The following is a 16,074-nucleotide window of genomic DNA, read 5'->3' as shown; positions in this document are numbered from 1 at the left end:
TGACGTCAACGGCGGCCGCCCCGGCCCCCTCCGCCGGACGATCCGTAGCCGCCGGACCCGAAGCCCGTACCGTAACCGCCGTCCCGGGCCGTGCCGTTGACGCCGTCCCCCGAGCAGAAGGAGGACGCCGGGGCGCAGGGGTCTTCGGACGACTCCGCGGAGGGGGCGGTGTGGCCGGGGCTCGCGGTGGGCGTCGGGGTGGTGGTGGCCGGCGGTGGCATCGTGGACGGCGTCTTGGTCGAGCGTCCCTTCGCGTCGCCGGTGGTGGAGTCCCAGTTGACGACCTCCAGTTGGAGCGAGGGCGAGGAGGTGTCGAGCGTCCAGTGCTGGACCGGCTCGTCGTCGCGGAGTTTGAGGACGAGCGCCGACTCCCCCTCGGACGAGGCGGGGGCGAGGGCCAGATCCTGGTTCCAGCGCGGTACGAGCATGCCCTGGAGGGTGAAGTCGTAGCGGACGTTCTTCGTGGCCGGCTGCGACGGGCCCGTACAGGCGGCCAGTTGGACGGAGTAGCCGAGGTGCGAGTCGAGACACAGGCTCGGGTGGTCCGCTTCGCGCAGGAGTCCGTCGGGCGCGTACGACCACTGGGCGGCCGAGTCCGAGGAGCAGGTGACGAGCCGGGCCTCGGCCCCGCTCACGGGCGCTGTTCCGGCGAAGCCGACGCACAGCCCGGTCGCGGCGTTGCGCAGCCGGCCGCGCGCGGTGCCGTCCTTCTTCCCTCCGGTGCCGACCCACGACGGGTTCGTGCCCCGGCTCGGTGCCGCGCTGGAGTGGCCGCCGTCGGTCGTACCGTGCCGGTCCTTGGAGCCGCCGTCGGACGCCCAGAGGACCAGGGGGACCGTGATCAGCGCGCCGAGGGTCAGCACGGCGGTGGCGATGGTGCGGGGTCCCGGTGCGCGCCGGGACGCCTTGTGGCCGCCGGCCCTGCGGGAGGCCCGCGTTCCGCCGGAGCGGGGGGTGCCCCGGCGGCGGGCGGCGCGGTCCTCCTCCTCGGGGGCGGGTGCTTCCCGTTCGGACGGGAGGACCGACTGCCGCGCGGTCGCGTCGAGGCCGGCGGGCGGGGCGCCGGTGTACCCGGAGGTGTCCGCCGGGGCGTACGGGAAGGGGCCGGGCGGGCGTACGTCGCCGGTGTCGGGCAGGAACTCGACGATGGGGTCGCTCCCGGGGCCCGGACGGCCGCCGGCCCCCGCGACTGCGTCGCCGAACCCCGTGGCGCCGCCGGCACCCGTGACTCCGTCGCCGAAGCCCGCGCCCATCACTCCCCCGGCGAAACCCGGGCCACCGCCCGCACCCGTGACCCCGTCGTCGAAGGCCACGCCCTGGCCGGCCCCATCGGCGAAGGCCACGCCCTGGCCGGTCCCGCCGTCGGTCGGCTGTCCGGCCGTCTCCGCGGCGGCGGCCCGTGCCCGACGGGAGGCCGCGTAGGCGTGCGCGCCCCAGCCGAGCACCGCCTCGGCGAGCGGGAGGGCGAGGTCGCCGTTGAACCGGCTCAACTGGTCGGCCGCGTAACGACAGTGTCCGCACGCGTCCATGTGGCCGCGCAGATCGGGGTCGAGATCGAGGCCGCCGCGCCGGAAGGAGACGTCGAGCATGCGGTGGTAGCGGCGGCACTCCTGGCTGGGGGCGAGTTCGTGGTGGATCTCCAGACAGCCCTGGCGCAGCCGCTCCCTGGCCCGCTCCAGTTCGGTCACCGCGTCCTCGGGGAAGATCCCCAACAGGGCCGCCGGGACCTCGGGTCGCTCGGCCTCCACCTCACCGTGCCACAGCAGACAGCGGGCCGGTTCGGGCAGCCGCTGGAACGCGCGCGAGATCAGACGCCTGCCCTCCGGCGGCAGCAGGCGGGCGGCCGCCCGGTCCTCACCGCCCTCCCGGCCGGCCCCGGCCAGGAGCTCGGGATGGAGCAGGTCGCGCCGCTGGTCCGTGAGCCACTCGGCGGCTATGCGGCGGACGGTGACGAGCAGCTGGGGGCGCCAGGCGGCGCTCGGCCCGCCCTGGTGCAGCGAATCCCCGAACAGACGCGTGAATGATGCGGTGGTGAGCATTCCGGCGGGCCGTACACCGGCGGTGCACAGCCGCGCGTAAGAGAAGACGGCCTCCCAGTGGCGGTCCAGGAGTTCTCCGACGGGATAGTTCGCTGTCGCGCCTCCCTGCTTCTTCAGCTCGGCCGCGAGCCGTTCATCCGACACCTCGAACAAGCGGTCGGGGTCAGACGAATGAGACAGCGTTCCGTCATTCACGTCCGCTTTCCTTCCAAAGGCTGCGCGGCAAATAGTCCATACCAATCGGTATGGAGACCGCCCGCCAGATCCGGACGGTCCGCCCATGCGGGGTGACGTCGCGAACGATCACCCCTGGCAGCCCTTTCGGGCGAGGGGAAGCGGGCGCGCCGCACGCGTGCAGAACGAGACCACTATTGTCTGCACGCCGACAACGCTCACCTTTGCACAGGGCGACGAGCCGGAACAAGCGATCCCGGATTTTCTCCTAATGCGGCACCGCCGGGAATATTGACCAAATGTCAGCCGGTGCACTCCAAAAGAAATTCGGAAACCGGGCCACCCGACCTTCCGTCCCGAAGTCTCCACAATGGGAGCGCTCTCACGCGCTCATCCGAGCGCCATTCCGCACGTAATTCCCGTCGGTCCCGCGGCCCCTCGTACGCCTCAGTGACCGCTGATCGCGCGGGGCGTGTACGGCCGCTCCAGTTCCTCGGTCTCCTTGTCGGAGAGCTCCAGGCCGAGCGAGGCCACCGCGTCCTCGATGTGACCCGCCCGGGTGGCACCGACGATGGGCGCGGTCACGCCGTCGCGCCCCAGCAGCCAGGCGAGCGCCACCCTGGCACGCGGTACCCCGCGCTCGGCGGCGATGCGCCCGACGGCGTCGACGATCTCGCGGTCGCCCTCCTGGTACAGCTTGCGGCCGAACTCGTCGCCCCGGCTGCGCTCGGTGGACGTGTCCCAGTCACGGGTGAGCCGGCCGCGGGCGAGCGGGCTCCACGGCAGGACGCCGACCCCCTGGTCCGCGCAGAGCGGCAGCATCTCGCGCTCCTCCTCGCGATAGAGGAGGTTGTAGTGGTTCTGCATGGCCACGAAGCGGGTCCAGCCGTGCAGCGTGGCCGTGTACTGGGCCTTGGAGAACTCCCACGCGTACATCGAACTCGCCCCGAGGTAGCGGACCTTGCCCGCCTTGACCACGTCGTGCAGCGCCTCCATCGTCTCCTCGACGGGGGTGCGGTGGTCGAAGCGGTGGATCTGGTAGAGGTCGATGTAGTCGGTGCCGAGACGGCGCAGGCTGTTGTCGATCTCCGTCATGATCGCCTTGCGGGACAGACCGCGGCCGTTGGGGCCCTCGTGCATCGCGCCGTTGACCTTGCTGGCGATCACGATCTCGTCGCGGCGCGCGAACGCGCCGAGCGCACGTCCGACGATCTCCTCGCTGGTGCCGTCCGAGTAGACGTTGGCCGTGTCGAAGAAGGTGATCCCGGACTCCAGTGCCTGCCGGATCAGGGGGCGCGAGGCCTCCTCGTCCAGGGTCCACGTGTGGACGCCACGGTCGGGCAGACCGAAACTCATGCAGCCGAGGCAGATCCGGGAGACGTCGAGGCCCGTCGAACCGAGCTTCACATACCGCATGCTCACTCCTGCTCTCACTGCCGGTGGGGTGGGGGAGGTCCGGGGCCGGATCCCGGGGCGGGGGATCCGAGGACACATCCCTGCCCGCCTCGGACGCCCGGCAGCCCTACGACACCGGGGCTTCCACGTCGTCGTAGACCCGCGCCGACACGATCAGGCCATCACCGCCCCGGACGCACACCGCGAGGCCCGGCTGGGCCGGCAGACCGGCGTCGCCCCAGCGGTCGACCACATACTCGAACGCGCTGCGGGTGCCGTCCTCGGTCACGCCGCACAGCGTGAGCGGGATGCCGCCGCCCGCGGAGAACAGGGCGTCGTGGAACTCGGTCAGTTCCCGCGTCCCGGTGTGCCGGTCCGAGTCGGCACCCGGCCCGCGGTAGGTGCCGTCCGGCGCGAAGGCGGCGACGGCGGCCGCGGTGTCCCCCGCCCCGAGGGCGTCCAGATAGGCGCCCACGACGTCCGAGGGGCGCGCCGAAGGGTCCGGCGGCACCATGGGGCGGCGCACCACATGGCGGCCGAGGAGCGGCAGGCGGGAGTGGTGGATCCGCACCGGCAGCGTGGAGGTGAGGTCCACAGCGGCCGCCACGGGCAGCCCGATGCGTCCGCCGTCCTCGCCCTCCAGACGTACGATCCACTCCCCCACGGCCCGCCCCCCGCCGAACGTCGTGGCGACCTCCTCGATCTCCGCCTTGCGCTCCGCCCGCCAGGTGTCCTGCACGGCCAGCCAGGCCTCCAGCACACCGACACCGCTGATCCGGCCGGCCTCCGGGTCGTCGAGGGCGACGGGTACGGTGGCGGCCGCCGGGTCGCGCAGGGCGTCGGCGAGCTCGGCGGCGCCGAGCCGTTCGACGAGGCCGGAGATCTGCGGGATCCAGACCATGGGGACTCCTGGGCCGTTCGGAGTGGTCGACTTCGATCGTGTGCCCCCACCGGCCCCGGCGCGACCCCAGCGGAACGGAGAGGGCCCGTCCCGGGCGACCCCGGGGCACGCCCGGCCCAGCGCTCTGTCCGAATCCCGCCGGACGGAAGGCCGCGCAGGGCGCACTGTTGAGGATGAACACGCCGCGAGAACTCGGAAAGGACCGGACCGATGACGGTCTACACGACCATGGACAGCCCGCTCGGCCGACTGCTGCTGGTGGGTGAGAAGTCCGCCACCGCCAAGGGCGGCACCGCGCTCGCGGCGCTGTCCGTGCCGGACCAGAAGTACGGCGCGGTCGTCCAGGACGGCTGGCAGGAGGACGCGGACGCCTTCCGGGAGATCGTCGCCCAGCTGAGCTCGTACTTCGACGGCCGCCTGACCGCCTTCGACATCGAGTACGTGACGAGCGGCAGCGACTTCCAGCGCCGTGTCTGGAAGGCCCTGGAGACCATCCCGTACGGCACCACGGTCAGCTACGGAGAGGTCGCGGCGCGGATCGGCGCGTCCAGGGCCGCGGTCCGTGCCGTCGGAACGGCGATCGGCGCGAACCCCCTGTTGGTCGTCCGCCCGTGCCACCGGGTGATCGGCGCGAGCGGGGCGCTCACCGGTTACGCCGGGGGTCTGGAACGCAAGCGACAGCTCCTGGACCTGGAGAACGTGCCGTCCTGACCGGCGCTGGCCCGCCCGCGCCGGTCGTCCCTGAGCCCGGCAGGACCGGCCTCGGGGGCTCGCGCGAGGCATCCGGGTAGCGGGACCGGGCCCGGCCTAGAATCGTGGGGTTTGCCCCCGCCCCCGCCGACGGCCGGGCCGCGGCCCCATCGGCCGGCGGTACGGGCCGCCCCCAGGAGTTCCGCCGATGCCCAGCCCCGACGGCAGCCCCCACGACTCCCACGTCCGCGTGCGCGGTGCGCGGGAGCACAATCTGCGGGGTGCCGACGTCGACATCCCGCGGGACCTCCTCGTGGTGTTCACCGGTGTGTCGGGGTCCGGGAAGTCGTCGCTGGCCTTCGGCACGATCTACGCGGAGGCGCAGCGGAGGTACTTCGAGTCGGTCGCCCCGTACGCCCGGCGGCTGATCCACCAGGTGGGGGCGCCGAAGGTCGGGGAGATCACCGGGCTTCCGCCCGCGGTCTCCCTCCAGCAGCGCAGATCGGCACCCACCTCACGGTCTTCCGTCGGCACGGTCACCAACCTGTCCAACTCGCTGCGCATGCTGTTCTCGCGCGCGGGCCGCTATCCGCAGGGCGCCGAACGGCTCGACTCGGACGCGTTCTCCCCGAACACGGCGGCCGGGGCGTGCCCGGCCTGCCACGGCCTGGGTCAAGTCCACCGTACGACCGAGGAGTTGCTGGTCCCCGATCCCGCACTGTCGATCCGCGAGGGCGCGATCGCCGCCTGGCCCGGGGCCTGGCAGGGCAAGAACCTGCGGGACATCCTCGACACGCTCGGCCACGACGTGGACCGGCCCTGGCGCGACCTGCACGCCGAGGAGCGGGAGTGGATCCTGTTCACGGACGAGCAGCCGGTGGTCACCGTGCATCCGGTGCGCGAGGCCGACCGGATCCAACGCCCGTACCAGGGCACGTACATGAGCGCCCGGCGCTATGTCATGAAGACCTTCGCCGACACGAAGAGCGCCACCCTGCGGGCCAAGGCCGAGCGCTTCCTCGTCGCCGCGCCCTGTGCGGTGTGCGGCGGCAGCAGGCTGCGGCCCGAGGCTCTGGCCGTGACGTTCGCGGGGCGCGACATCGCCCGATTGGCCGCGCTGCCGCTGGTCGAGCTCGTGAAGTCCCTCACCGGTGGCGCCGGGACCTCCGAGAGCGCCCGCGTCCTGACGGAGGACCTCGCCTCCCGTATCGCGCCCGTCGTGGAGCTCGGACTCGGCTATCTCAGCCTCGACCGGCCCACCCCCACGCTGTCGGCGGGCGAGCTCCAACGGCTGCGGCTGGCAACGCAGTTGCGCTCCGGGCTGTTCGGTGTGGTGTACGTCCTGGACGAGCCGTCCGCGGGCCTGCACCCGGCGGACACGGAGGCTCTGCTCACCGTGCTGGAGCGGCTGAAGGCGGCGGGCAACTCGGTGTTCGTGGTGGAGCATCACTTCGATGTCGTGCGCGGAGCCGACTGGCTGGTGGATGTCGGCCCGGGGGCCGGGGAGCACGGCGGGCGGGTCCTGCACAGCGGGCCGGTCGCCGCGCTGGAGGGGGTGCGGGAGTCCGCGACGGCACGCTTCCTCTTCGAACGCTCCCCCGCTCCGGAACGCGCGGTGCGCCGGCCCCGGGGGCGGGTGTCGGTCGGCCCGCTGACCCGGCACAATCTGCGCGGGGTCACCGCCGAGTTCCCGCTCGGTGTGTTCACCGCGGTCACCGGCGTCTCCGGCTCCGGGAAGTCCACGCTGATCGGCGAGGTGACCGGGGAACTGCCGGGCGTCGGACGGCTGGTCGGCGTCGACCAGAAGCCCATCGGCCGCACTCCCCGCTCCAACCTCGCCACCTACACCGGGCTGTTCGACGTCGTGCGCAAGGTGTTCGCGGCGACGAAGGAGGCCGGGGCGCGCGGCTACGGAGTGGGGCGGTTCTCCTTCAACGTGCCCGGAGGCCGTTGCGAGACCTGCCAGGGCGAGGGCTTCGTCAGTGTGGAACTGCTGTTCCTGCCCAGCACGTACGCCCCGTGCCCGGACTGCGGCGGGGCGCGGTACAACCCCGAGACCCTCGAAGTGACCTACCGGGGACGGAACATCGCGCAGATCCTGGATCTCACGGTGGAGGCGGCGGCCCGGTTCTTCGCCGACGCGGACACCCCGGCCGTCACGCGCAGTCTCGGCACCCTGCTCGACGTGGGCCTCGGCTATCTGCGGCTCGGGCAGCCCGCGACCGAGCTGTCGGGCGGCGAGGCCCAGCGCATCAAGCTGGCGAGCGAGTTGCAGCGGATCCGGCGGGGGCACACCTTCTACCTCCTCGACGAACCGACGACGGGACTGCATCCGGCCGATGTCGAGGTGCTGATGCGCCAGTTGCACGGGCTCGTGGACGCCGGCCACACCGTCGTGGTCGTGGAGCACGACATGACCGTGGTGGCGGGCGCCGACTGGGTGATCGACCTCGGCCCCGGCGGGGGTGACGAGGGCGGCCGGATCGTGGCCTGCGGGCCGCCCGGAGAAGTGGCCCGGGCGGCGGGCCGGACGGCGCCCTACCTCGCCCGGGCACTCGCAGGCCGTCGCTAGCGCCTGTCGCCGGGACCGTGCCCCCTGTCCGTGTGGCAAGCGTCATATACCCCTCGACACAAGGAAGTCGGGGCGACAGCATGGTGCTGCGCCGAGGGCCGGGGCGGGGGGAGCGAGTCGGTGAGCACGGGGTTCGAGAGACTGCCACGCGAGTACCGGATGAGCCGGCCGAGGATGGTGACGGTCCTCACGGTCCTCGTCACCGGGACTCTGGGCCTGGCCAAGGGCCTGCTCGAACTCGACGGGCTGCCCACCTCGTTCACGTACCCCTTCCTCGTCGCGTGGGCGGGGCTGATGGGCTGGATCTTCTACACCACCCTGCGCTCCTCCACCACGGCGGACCTCGAAGCCATCCACGTGCACGGCGTGTTCAAGCAGCGGCGGCTCGCCTGGGCGGACATCCAGGACATCAGGGCCGAGGGGAACCCGGTCGCGGCCAGGAGGGAGCACGCGCCCAAGGTGCTGGTGTACGCCTACGGGCGGGACGGCCGCAGGATGCTGCTGCCCTTCCTCGACAACCTGCACGTGAACGTCGGGCGCGAGGTCGGGGCCCTGCTGGAGGCGTGGGAGGAGCTCCGGGGCGACGACTGGGCGCCGAGCCCCGAGGCCGCCGTCCGGATCGACCGGCGCGACACTCTGCGGCGCGCGCTGCTCAGCGGGGTCTCCACCGCCCTGCTGGCCGTCATCCCGCTGACCGTGCTGATGCTGCTGCCTCTCTTCGTGGACCTGCCCGGATGGCTGGAGCCGGTGCTGCGGCCGTTCGTGGTCGTCGTGGCCGGCCCTGCCCTGGTCTTCGCGGTGGCCGCGACCGCCTCGTACCGCAAGCGGACGCGCGACCGCTGAGGAACGCCGAGCGCGCGGCTCAGGGGTGCTCGGCGGCCGGCAGGCCGGGGGCTCCTCCGTACCCCGCACTCGTCACCAGAGGTGCCCGGCGGCCGACGGTCCCGGGTCTCCCCCGTGCCTCTGGGCCGCCTTCGCCAGCGACCGGCGGTCGGGGTGGCCGCCCGCCGCGAGCGGGGGCCGCAGACTCACCTCGGCCACCAGGCCGCGTGCCGACACCACCCGCCACAGCGAGGCGAGCAGCGAGTCCTCACCCACGAACGCGGGCGCGGTGCTCGCCGAGCCGTCCGCGGACCCGTACCGGATGCGCACCGGCTGGACCGGCGCACCGGCGTCCAGGGCGGCCTGGAAGAGGGCCCCGCGGTAGCGGCCGCCGGCACGGCCGCACCAGGTGCTGCCCTCGGGGAACGCGGCGACGGCCGAGCCACCGCGCAGGGCCTCGGCGACCTCCCGCACCGTGCCGGGCAGGGCGCGCAGCCGGTCGCGGTCGATGAACAGCGTGCCGCCGCGGGCCGCAAGCGCCCCCATCACGGGCCAGCCGCGCACCTCCGCCTTGGCGACCATCCGGGCCGGGCGGACGGCGGCGAGCAGCGGGATGTCCAGCCAGGAGACGTGGTTGGAGACGATCAGGACTCCGCCGCTGGGCCGGGCGGTTCCGGTGATCCGCGTCCGGACGCCGGCGGTGTGCACCACGGCCAGGCACCAGCGGCGGATCCATCGCTGGCGTGGCCGGGTCCGCAGCCGTGCGACGAGCGGGAGCAGGGCGACACCGAGGAGGACCACGGCCAGCAGCGCGGCCAGCCGCAGGACGGCCCGGGGCACGCCCGTCCAGGGCCGCGCGGACTCCACGCAGCCGCGCGGCGAGCAGGGTGCGGTGGGCAGCCAGGCGCTGTCCGTTCGGACCGGCCCGGCGCCGGACCGCCGGGGCGGTACGGGAGCGGCGGCGGGCCGCCGGGGCCGTACGGGGCCGCCGACGGGCCCGCGGGGCGAAGGAACGGCCTCGACCGGGCCGCCGGGCGAGAGAACGGTCTCGGTGAGCCCGCGGCGCGAAGAAGCGGGCTCGGCGGGCCCGGGGGGCGGAGAAACGGCCTCGGCGGGACCGCGGGGCGCGGGGACGGCGTCGGAGGGCACCGCCGTACCCGGTCCTCCGCCGGCCAGGGGACGTCGGAGGACCGGGAGGCGCTCCGCTCCGGTGCGGGGCGTGCTCATCAGGCGGGGACGAGCGAGAGGAAGTGCCGCAGGTAGCGCGGGTTGACCCGGCGCATCGACAGCAGCACGTACAGGTCGGCGACCCCGAAGTCGGTGTCGTGCGCGGGCTCGCCGCAGACCCAGGCGCCGAGGCGGAGGTACCCGCGCAGCAGCGGGGGCAGTTCGGTGCGCGCGGGGCGGGCGACGCCCTCGGGGCTCCACGGCAGCAGCGGGCGGACGCGGAACTCCTCGGGGGCGAGGTGTTTGTCCCGCACCCGGTCCCAGGTGCCCGCGGCGAGGGTGCCGCCGTCGGCGAGCGGTACGGAGCAGCAGCCGGCGAGCCATTCGTGGCCGCCGTCGAGCATGTAGCGGGCTATCCCGGCCCAGATCAGACCGATGACAGCGCCGTCGCGGTGGTCGGGGTGGACGCAGGAGCGGCCCACCTCGACCAGTCCGGGGCGTATTCCGGCCAGCGGCCCGAGGTCGAACTCGCTCTCCGAGTAGAGGCGTCCGGCGATCGCGGCACGGTCGGGCGGCAGCAGCCGGTAGGTGCCGACGACCTGGCCGGTCTCCGTGTCACGGACCAGCAGGTGGTCGCAGTACGCGTCGAAGGCATCGATGTCGAGGCCCGGCTGCGGGGTGTTCAGGAGGGCGCCCATCTCCCCGGCGAAGACGTCGTGGCGCAGTCGCTGCGCGGCCCGGACATCGGCCTCGTCGCGGGCCAGGGTGACGGTGTAGCGGGTGGGGGTGACGGGCTCGGTGGGGGTGTCGAGGGTGGAAACGCCGGTCATGGCACTCTCCTGGTCACGGGCCGGTTCGCCGAAAGGGGTTCCCTTGCTCCAGGGGGCCGGGAGCTCGGGGGAGGCAGGCCGGATCCGAACGGTCTGCGCGTTCCTGTTCTTCCGACGCCGGTTGGCGTGTGCGTGACCAGTGCCAGGAGGCCGGATGTGGGGATGCTGAATGACAGGGGTCCCCCGGAAAAGCGAGACGGGACCGGGGTAGAGCACCACACCCGGTCCCGCCCGTCCGCACCGTACGGCGAACGACTTCTGCCTAACGCCTTCCCGCCTTGCGGGTGGCGCGCAGCCACTCCTTGTTCATGCTCGTGATGGAGACGAGCGGGATTCCCTTGGGGCAGGCGGTCGCGCACTCCCCCGTGAGGGTGCAGCCGCCGAAGCCCTCCTCGTCCATCTGCCCGACCATGTCGAGCACCCGGGTCTCGCGTTCGGGGGCGCCCTGCGGCAGCACGTTCAGGTGGTTGATCTTGGCCGAGGTGAACAGCATGGCGGCACCGTTGGGGCAGGCCGCCACACAGGCGCCGCAGCCGATGCACTCGGCGTGCTCGAAGGCGAAGTCGGCCTCGGGCTTGGGGACGGGGGTGGCGTGCGCCTCGGGCGCGGCGCCGGTCGGGGCGGTGATGTAGCCGCCGGCCTGGATGATCCGGTCGAAGGCGGAGCGGTCGACGACCAGGTCCTTGACGACCGGGAAGGCGGCGGCCCGCCAGGGCTCGACGTCGATCGTGTCGCCGTCGCGGAAGGAGCGCATGTGCAGCTGGCAGGTGGTGGTGCGCTCGGGTCCGTGCGCGTCGCCGTTGATGACGAGGCTGCACGCGCCGCAGATGCCCTCGCGGCAGTCGTGGTCGAAGGCGACGGGGTCGTCGCCGGCGAGGATGAGCTCCTCGTTGAGGGTGTCGAGCATCTCCAGGAAGGACATGTCGGCCGAGATGCCGTCCACCTCGTACGTGGACATCGCTCCGTCGGCGTCGGCGTTCTTCTGCCGCCAGACGCGCAGGGTGAGCTTCATGCGTAGCTCCGCTGGGTGGGGTGGACGTACTCGAAAACCAGGTCTTCCTTGTGCAGGACGGGAGCGGTGCCGGTGCCGGTGAACTCCCAGGCGGCCGCGTACGAGAACTCCTCGTCCCGGCGTGCCGCCTCGCCGTCCGGGGTCTGGGACTCCTCACGGAAGTGGCCGCCGCAGGACTCGGCGCGGTGCAGCGCGTCGAGGCACATCAGCTCGGCGAGTTCGAGGTAGTCGACGATCCGGTTGGCCTTCTCCAGCGACTGGTTGAACTCCTCGCCCGTGCCGGGGACCTTGATGCGCCGCCAGAACTCGTCGCGGATCTGCGGGATGCGCTCCAGGGCCTTGCGCAGCCCGCTCTCCGTCCGGGCCATTCCGCAGAACTCCCACATGACTTCGCCGAGTTCGCGGTGGAAGGAGTCGGGGGTGCGGTCGCCGTCGACGGACAGGAGCAGGTTGACGCGGTCCTCCGTCTCGGCCAGGACCTCCTGCACGGAGGGGTGTTCGGCGGTGACGGGCTGCTGCTTCGGGTTGCGGGCGAGGTAGTCGTTGATCGTCGACGGCAGGACGAAGTAGCCGTCGGCGAGCCCCTGCATGAGGGCGGAGGCGCCGAGCCGGTTCGCGCCGTGGTCGGAGAAGTTGGCCTCGCCGATGGCGAACAGGCCGGGGACGGTGGTCTGGAGGTCGTAGTCGACCCACAGCCCGCCCATCGTGTAGTGCACGGCGGGGTAGATCCGCATGGGCACCGTGTACGGGTCCTCGGCGGTGATCCGGGCGTACATGTCGAAGAGATTGCCGTACTTCTCCTCGACCGCCGCGCGGCCCATGCGCCGGACGGCGTCGGCGAAGTCGAGGTAGACGCCCTGGCCGCCGGGGCCCACGCCCCTGCCCTCGTCGCAGACGTTCTTGGCGGCGCGGGAGGCGATGTCGCGGGGCACGAGGTTGCCGAAGGCGGGGTAGATGCGCTCCAGGTAGTAGTCTCGCTCGTCCTCGGGGATCTCGTTGGGCGGGCGGGTGTCGCCGTGCGCCTTGGGGACCCAGATCCGGCCGTCGTTGCGCAGCGACTCGCTCATCAGCGTGAGCTTGGACTGGTGGTCGCCGGTGCGCGGGATGCAGGTGGGGTGGATCTGGGTGAAGCAGGGGTTGGCGAAGAGGGCGCCGCGCCGGTGGGCCCGCCAGATCGCGGTGGCGTTGGAGTTCATGGCGTTCGTCGACAGGTAGAAGACGTTGCCGTAGCCGCCGCTGGCGAGGACGACGGCGTCCGCGAAGTAGGTGTCGACGCGCCCGGTGATCAGGTCGCGGGCGACGATGCCGCGGGCGCGTCCGTCGACCACGATCAGGTCGAGCATCTCGGTGCGCGGGTGCATCTCGACGTTCCCGGCGGCGATCTGCCGGGACAGGGCCTGGTAGGCGCCGAGCAGGAGTTGCTGGCCGGTCTGGCCGCGGGCGTAGAAGGTGCGGGAGACCTGGACGCCGCCGAAGGAGCGGGTGTCGAGCAGGCCGCCGTACTCGCGGGCGAACGGCACGCCCTGGGCGACGCACTGGTCGATGATCTCGACCGAGATCTGTGCCAGGCGGCGGACGTTGGACTCGCGGGCCCTGAAGTCGCCGCCCTTGACGGTGTCGTAGAAGAGGCGGTGCACGGAGTCGCCGTCGTTGCGGTAGTTCTTGGCCGCGTTGATGCCGCCCTGCGCCGCGATCGAGTGGGCGCGGCGCGGGGAGTCCTGATAGCAGAACTGAACGACGTGGTAGCCCTGTTCGGCGAGGGTGGCGCCCGCGGAGCCGCCCGCGAGTCCGGTGCCGACGACGATCACGGTGTGCTTGCGGCGGTTGGCGGGGTTGACCAGCTTGGCCTCGAACCGGCGCCTGTCCCAGCGCTCCTCGACCGGACCCGCGGGTGCCTTGGTGTCGGCGACCGGCTCCCCGGTCGTGAACTGCGTGTATTCGGTGGTCATTTCAGCTCACCACTCCGGTCATGACGCCCACGGGTACGGCGATGAAGCCGGCCGTGAGCAGCAGCGCGAGGACGTTGGCGACGGTCTTCAGGGCACGGTCGCGGGTGCGGCTGCCGGCCCCGAGGGTCTGGGCGGCACTCCAGAAGCCGTGCCGGATGTGCAGGCCGAGCGCGAGCATCGCGACGATGTAGATGACGTCGCCGTACCAGGTGGAGAAGGTGTCGACGACGTTCTGGTAGGGGTGGCCCTCCTGGAAGCCGCCGGAGTGCACGGTGCCGGTGGTCAGGTCGAGGAGGTGCCAGACGATGAACAGGCCGAGGATGATCCCGCCCCAGCGCATGGTGCGGGTGGCGTAGCTCGCCCCCCGCTTCTTGTGCACGTACTTGCTGGGGCGGGCCTTGATGTCCCGGCGGCTGAGCTGGTAGGCGGACACGGCGTGCGCGACCACGGCGACGACCAGCACCACGCGGATGAGCCACAGCGTCCACTCGTAGTGCATGAAGGGTTCGCCGACGGTGCGCAACCAGTGGGCGTAGTGGTTGAACTCGCCCGCGCCGAAGTAGATCTTCAGGTTCCCGATCATGTGGGCGACCAGGTAGAGCAGCATGATCAGGCCGCTGACGGCCATCACGGTCTTCTTGCCGACGGAGCTGTCCCACACGGTGCGCGCCATGGACGGCCGTCGGTCCGTCCGCGTTGCCAGAGCCATGGGAAGAGACGGTAGGCCGCGGGGAACCGATCAGTCCAAGACATGAAGCAGCTGGTTTCCATAGTCGTGAGCTATCGTCGAGGGGTGCAGTTCCAACAGCTCCAGTACTTCGTGGCCGTCGCGGAGACCCGGCACTTCACCCGGGCCGCCGACCTGGTGCATGTCGCGCAGCCCTCGCTGTCCCAGCAGATCAAGGCGCTGGAGCGGGAGTTGGGGGCCGATCTGTTCCTGCGGGCGCGCGGCAACATCACGCTCACCGACGCGGGCGAGGCACTGCTGCCGCTGGCCCGGCGCATCCTGGCCGACGCGGACACGGCCCGGCACGAGGTGCAGGAGCTGGCCCAGCTGCGCAGCGGCCGGGTACGGCTCGGCGCGACCCCGAGTCTGTGCACCGGTCTGCTGCCGGACGTGCTGCGCGCCTTCCACGACCGCTATCCGGGCATCCGGCTGCTGATCGAGGAGGGCGGCTCGCACGATCTCGTACGGGAACTCGCGCGCGGCGCCCTCGACCTCGCCCTCGTCGTCCTGCCGCTGCCCACCCCGTCCCCCGCGCTGACCACGGTGGAGCTGCTGCGCGAGGACCTGGTGGTGGTGTCGTCACCGGACGCCCCCGCACCCGGCGGCGGCCGGCGCGCGGTGCGGGTCGCCGATCTGGAGGGCGAGCGTCTGGTGATGTTCCGGCACGGCTACGACCTGCGGGAGCTGACGGTGGCCGCCTGTCGCGCCGAGGGCTTCGAACCCGACTTCGCGGTGGAGGGCGGGGAGATGGACGCGGTGCTCGGCTTCGTCCGGGCGGGCCTCGGGGTGGCCGTCGTACCGCGCATGGTGGCCGCCCGCTCCGGGCCCGGCCTGCGGGTGACGCCGCTGGCCAGGCCGGGACTCGAACGGACCATCGCGCTGGCGCACCGCAGCGATGTGGCACCGCCGCGGGCGGCCCGGGAGCTCCAGCGGATGCTGCTGGAACGCTGACGGCGGGCCGCCGGAACGCCGACGGCGGACCCCCCGCGGTTCACCAGGTCGGGATGAGGCCGCCGTCGATGACGAAGTCGCTGCCGGTGATGTTGTGGGCGCGGTCCCCGGCGAGGAAGAGGACCAGGCCGGCCACCTCGGACGGCTGGGAGAAGCGGCCGGTGACGGTCGCGCCCGCGGCCTGGGCGACCACGTCGCCGGAGCTCGTCCCGACGACGGCCGACACCGTCTCGGCCACTCCCCCGCCGCCGAGCCACAGGTCGGTCTCCACCGGACCCGGGCTCACCGTGTTGACGCGGATGCCCTTCGGGCCGACCTCCTTGGACAGTGCCTTGGAGAACGCGACGAGCGCGGCCTTGCCGGCGCTGTAGTCGATGACCAGGGGGTCCGGCAGGGTGGCGTTGACCGAGCCGATGGTCACGATCGAGCCCTCTCCGGCGGCCACCATCGTGGGCAGGGCCGCACGGGTGACCCGTACGGCCGTGAGCAGGTTCAGGTCGAGGGTGCGCCGCCATTCCTCGTCGGTGACGGACAGGAAGCCCCCGGTGCGGGCGGGGGCCACGCCCACGTTGTTGACCAGGACGTCGATCCGGCCGTCCGCCGCTTCGACGAGCCGGGCCGCGGCCTCGGGTTCGGCGAGGTCGGCCGGAACCCAGGTCACGTTCCCCTTCCCCACCAGGGCGTCGAGGCCCTGGGAGGTGCCGCGGGAGCCGGCGATCACGGTCGCCCCGGCCCCGGCGAGTGCCTCCGTGATCGCGAGTCCGATCCCCTTGCTCGCTCCGGTGACGACGGCCGTCCGGCCCTGAAGTTCGGTGCTCATCCGTCTCAGCTCCATGTGTGGGAGG

Annotated in this window: 13 protein-coding genes; 4 read left to right on the top strand and 9 right to left on the bottom strand. The window is 72.5% G+C overall.

What is annotated here, in order from left to right:
- Nucleotides 1-5: 5 nt before the first annotated feature.
- The 3 genes from WJM95_RS29000 to WJM95_RS28990 form a co-directional block, all read right to left on the bottom strand.
- Nucleotides 6-2,039 carry a ricin-type beta-trefoil lectin domain protein gene (locus WJM95_RS29000; RefSeq protein WP_339135912.1) on the bottom strand — a complete coding sequence of 678 codons (2,034 nt, stop codon included), beginning with the start codon at nucleotides 2,037-2,039 and terminating at the stop codon, nucleotides 6-8.
- Nucleotides 2,040-2,660: 621 nt separating this feature from the next.
- On the bottom strand, nucleotides 2,661-3,629 hold the full coding sequence (locus tag WJM95_RS28995) for an aldo/keto reductase (RefSeq protein WP_339133021.1): 969 nt from the start codon (nucleotides 3,627-3,629) through the stop codon (nucleotides 2,661-2,663).
- A 106-nt stretch (nucleotides 3,630-3,735) separates the two neighbouring features.
- Nucleotides 3,736-4,509, bottom strand: a complete 774-nt coding sequence (locus WJM95_RS28990; protein ID WP_339133019.1) for a nuclear transport factor 2 family protein — start codon at nucleotides 4,507-4,509, stop codon at nucleotides 3,736-3,738.
- 210 nt (nucleotides 4,510-4,719) lie between these two features.
- Here WJM95_RS28990 and WJM95_RS28985 point away from each other — a divergent pair, with 210 nt between their 5' ends.
- The 3 genes from WJM95_RS28985 (at nucleotide 4,720) to WJM95_RS28975 (ending at nucleotide 8,614) form a co-directional block, all read left to right on the top strand.
- Nucleotides 4,720-5,220: a methylated-DNA--[protein]-cysteine S-methyltransferase gene (locus WJM95_RS28985; RefSeq protein WP_339133017.1), complete on the top strand. Its 501-nt coding sequence runs from the start codon at nucleotides 4,720-4,722 to the stop codon at nucleotides 5,218-5,220.
- A gap of 187 nt (nucleotides 5,221-5,407) precedes the next feature.
- A complete protein-coding gene (locus WJM95_RS28980) occupies nucleotides 5,408-7,771 on the top strand; it encodes an excinuclease ABC subunit UvrA (protein WP_339133015.1) in 2,364 nt (787 codons plus the stop codon).
- A 120-nt stretch (nucleotides 7,772-7,891) separates the two neighbouring features.
- The gene (locus WJM95_RS28975) at nucleotides 7,892-8,614 is read left to right on the top strand and encodes a PH domain-containing protein (protein ID WP_339133013.1); all 723 of its coding nucleotides are present in this window, start codon (nucleotides 7,892-7,894) and stop codon (nucleotides 8,612-8,614) included.
- Nucleotides 8,615-8,686: 72 nt separating this feature from the next.
- On the opposite strand, the gene WJM95_RS28970 is transcribed toward WJM95_RS28975, so the two are convergent.
- From WJM95_RS28970 to WJM95_RS28950, 5 genes are all read right to left on the bottom strand, one after another.
- Nucleotides 8,687-9,493 carry a lysophospholipid acyltransferase family protein gene (locus tag WJM95_RS28970; RefSeq protein WP_339135910.1) on the bottom strand — a complete coding sequence of 269 codons (807 nt, stop codon included), beginning with the start codon at nucleotides 9,491-9,493 and terminating at the stop codon, nucleotides 8,687-8,689.
- A 326-nt stretch (nucleotides 9,494-9,819) separates the two neighbouring features.
- Nucleotides 9,820-10,590: a GNAT family N-acyltransferase gene (locus tag WJM95_RS28965; RefSeq protein WP_339133011.1), complete on the bottom strand. Its 771-nt coding sequence runs from the start codon at nucleotides 10,588-10,590 to the stop codon at nucleotides 9,820-9,822.
- A 262-nt stretch (nucleotides 10,591-10,852) separates the two neighbouring features.
- Nucleotides 10,853-11,602, bottom strand: coding sequence for a succinate dehydrogenase/fumarate reductase iron-sulfur subunit (locus WJM95_RS28960; RefSeq protein WP_339133009.1), 750 nt, complete (start codon nucleotides 11,600-11,602; stop codon nucleotides 10,853-10,855).
- Nucleotides 11,599-13,551, bottom strand: coding sequence for a fumarate reductase/succinate dehydrogenase flavoprotein subunit (locus WJM95_RS28955; protein WP_339133007.1), 1,953 nt, complete (start codon nucleotides 13,549-13,551; stop codon nucleotides 11,599-11,601). The genes WJM95_RS28960 and WJM95_RS28955 overlap by 4 nt, the downstream gene beginning before the upstream one ends.
- 1 nt (nucleotide 13,552) lies before the next feature.
- Complete coding sequence (locus WJM95_RS28950) at nucleotides 13,553-14,224, bottom strand: succinate dehydrogenase (RefSeq protein ID WP_339135908.1); 672 nt, start codon at nucleotides 14,222-14,224, stop codon at nucleotides 13,553-13,555.
- 120 nt (nucleotides 14,225-14,344) lie between these two features.
- Here WJM95_RS28950 and WJM95_RS28945 point away from each other — a divergent pair, with 120 nt between their 5' ends.
- On the top strand, nucleotides 14,345-15,229 hold the full coding sequence (locus WJM95_RS28945; protein WP_339133005.1) for a LysR substrate-binding domain-containing protein: 885 nt from the start codon (nucleotides 14,345-14,347) through the stop codon (nucleotides 15,227-15,229).
- Between the two features lie 40 nt (nucleotides 15,230-15,269).
- Here WJM95_RS28945 and WJM95_RS28940 read toward each other — a convergent pair whose 3' ends face one another.
- Entirely contained in the window at nucleotides 15,270-16,049 is a 780-nt protein-coding gene (locus tag WJM95_RS28940) for an oxidoreductase (RefSeq protein ID WP_339133003.1), read from the bottom strand.
- Nucleotides 16,050-16,074 lie beyond the last annotated feature (25 nt).

Origin of the sequence: Streptomyces sp. f51, assembly GCF_037940415.1 — a bacterium.
GTDB lineage: Bacteria > Actinomycetota > Actinomycetes > Streptomycetales > Streptomycetaceae > Streptomyces.
Note: the sequence above shows the minus strand (reverse complement) of the source record. Positions and strands in the feature narration are given on the sequence as shown.

What these genes read in the sequence shown, in the direction of transcription:
- WJM95_RS28980 (WP_339133015.1), top strand. Translation starts at nt 5,408, where the DNA reads ATGCCCAGCCCCGACGGCAGCCCCCACGACTCCCACGTCCGCGTGCGC.
- WJM95_RS28990 (WP_339133019.1), bottom strand. Translation starts at nt 4,509, where the DNA reads ATGGTCTGGATCCCGCAGATCTCCGGCCTCGTCGAACGGCTCGGCGCC.
- WJM95_RS28955 (WP_339133007.1), bottom strand. Translation starts at nt 13,551, where the DNA reads ATGACCACCGAATACACGCAGTTCACGACCGGGGAGCCGGTCGCCGAC.
- WJM95_RS28965 (WP_339133011.1), bottom strand. Translation starts at nt 10,590, where the DNA reads ATGACCGGCGTTTCCACCCTCGACACCCCCACCGAGCCCGTCACCCCC.
- WJM95_RS28950 (WP_339135908.1), bottom strand. Translation starts at nt 14,224, where the DNA reads ATGGCGCGCACCGTGTGGGACAGCTCCGTCGGCAAGAAGACCGTGATG.
- WJM95_RS28995 (WP_339133021.1), bottom strand. Translation starts at nt 3,629, where the DNA reads ATGCGGTATGTGAAGCTCGGTTCGACGGGCCTCGACGTCTCCCGGATC.
- WJM95_RS28960 (WP_339133009.1), bottom strand. Translation starts at nt 11,602, where the DNA reads ATGAAGCTCACCCTGCGCGTCTGGCGGCAGAAGAACGCCGACGCCGAC.
- WJM95_RS28985 (WP_339133017.1), top strand. Translation starts at nt 4,720, where the DNA reads ATGACGGTCTACACGACCATGGACAGCCCGCTCGGCCGACTGCTGCTG.
- WJM95_RS28940 (WP_339133003.1), bottom strand. Translation starts at nt 16,049, where the DNA reads ATGAGCACCGAACTTCAGGGCCGGACGGCCGTCGTCACCGGAGCGAGC.
- WJM95_RS29000 (WP_339135912.1), bottom strand. Translation starts at nt 2,039, where the DNA reads ATGCTCACCACCGCATCATTCACGCGTCTGTTCGGGGATTCGCTGCAC.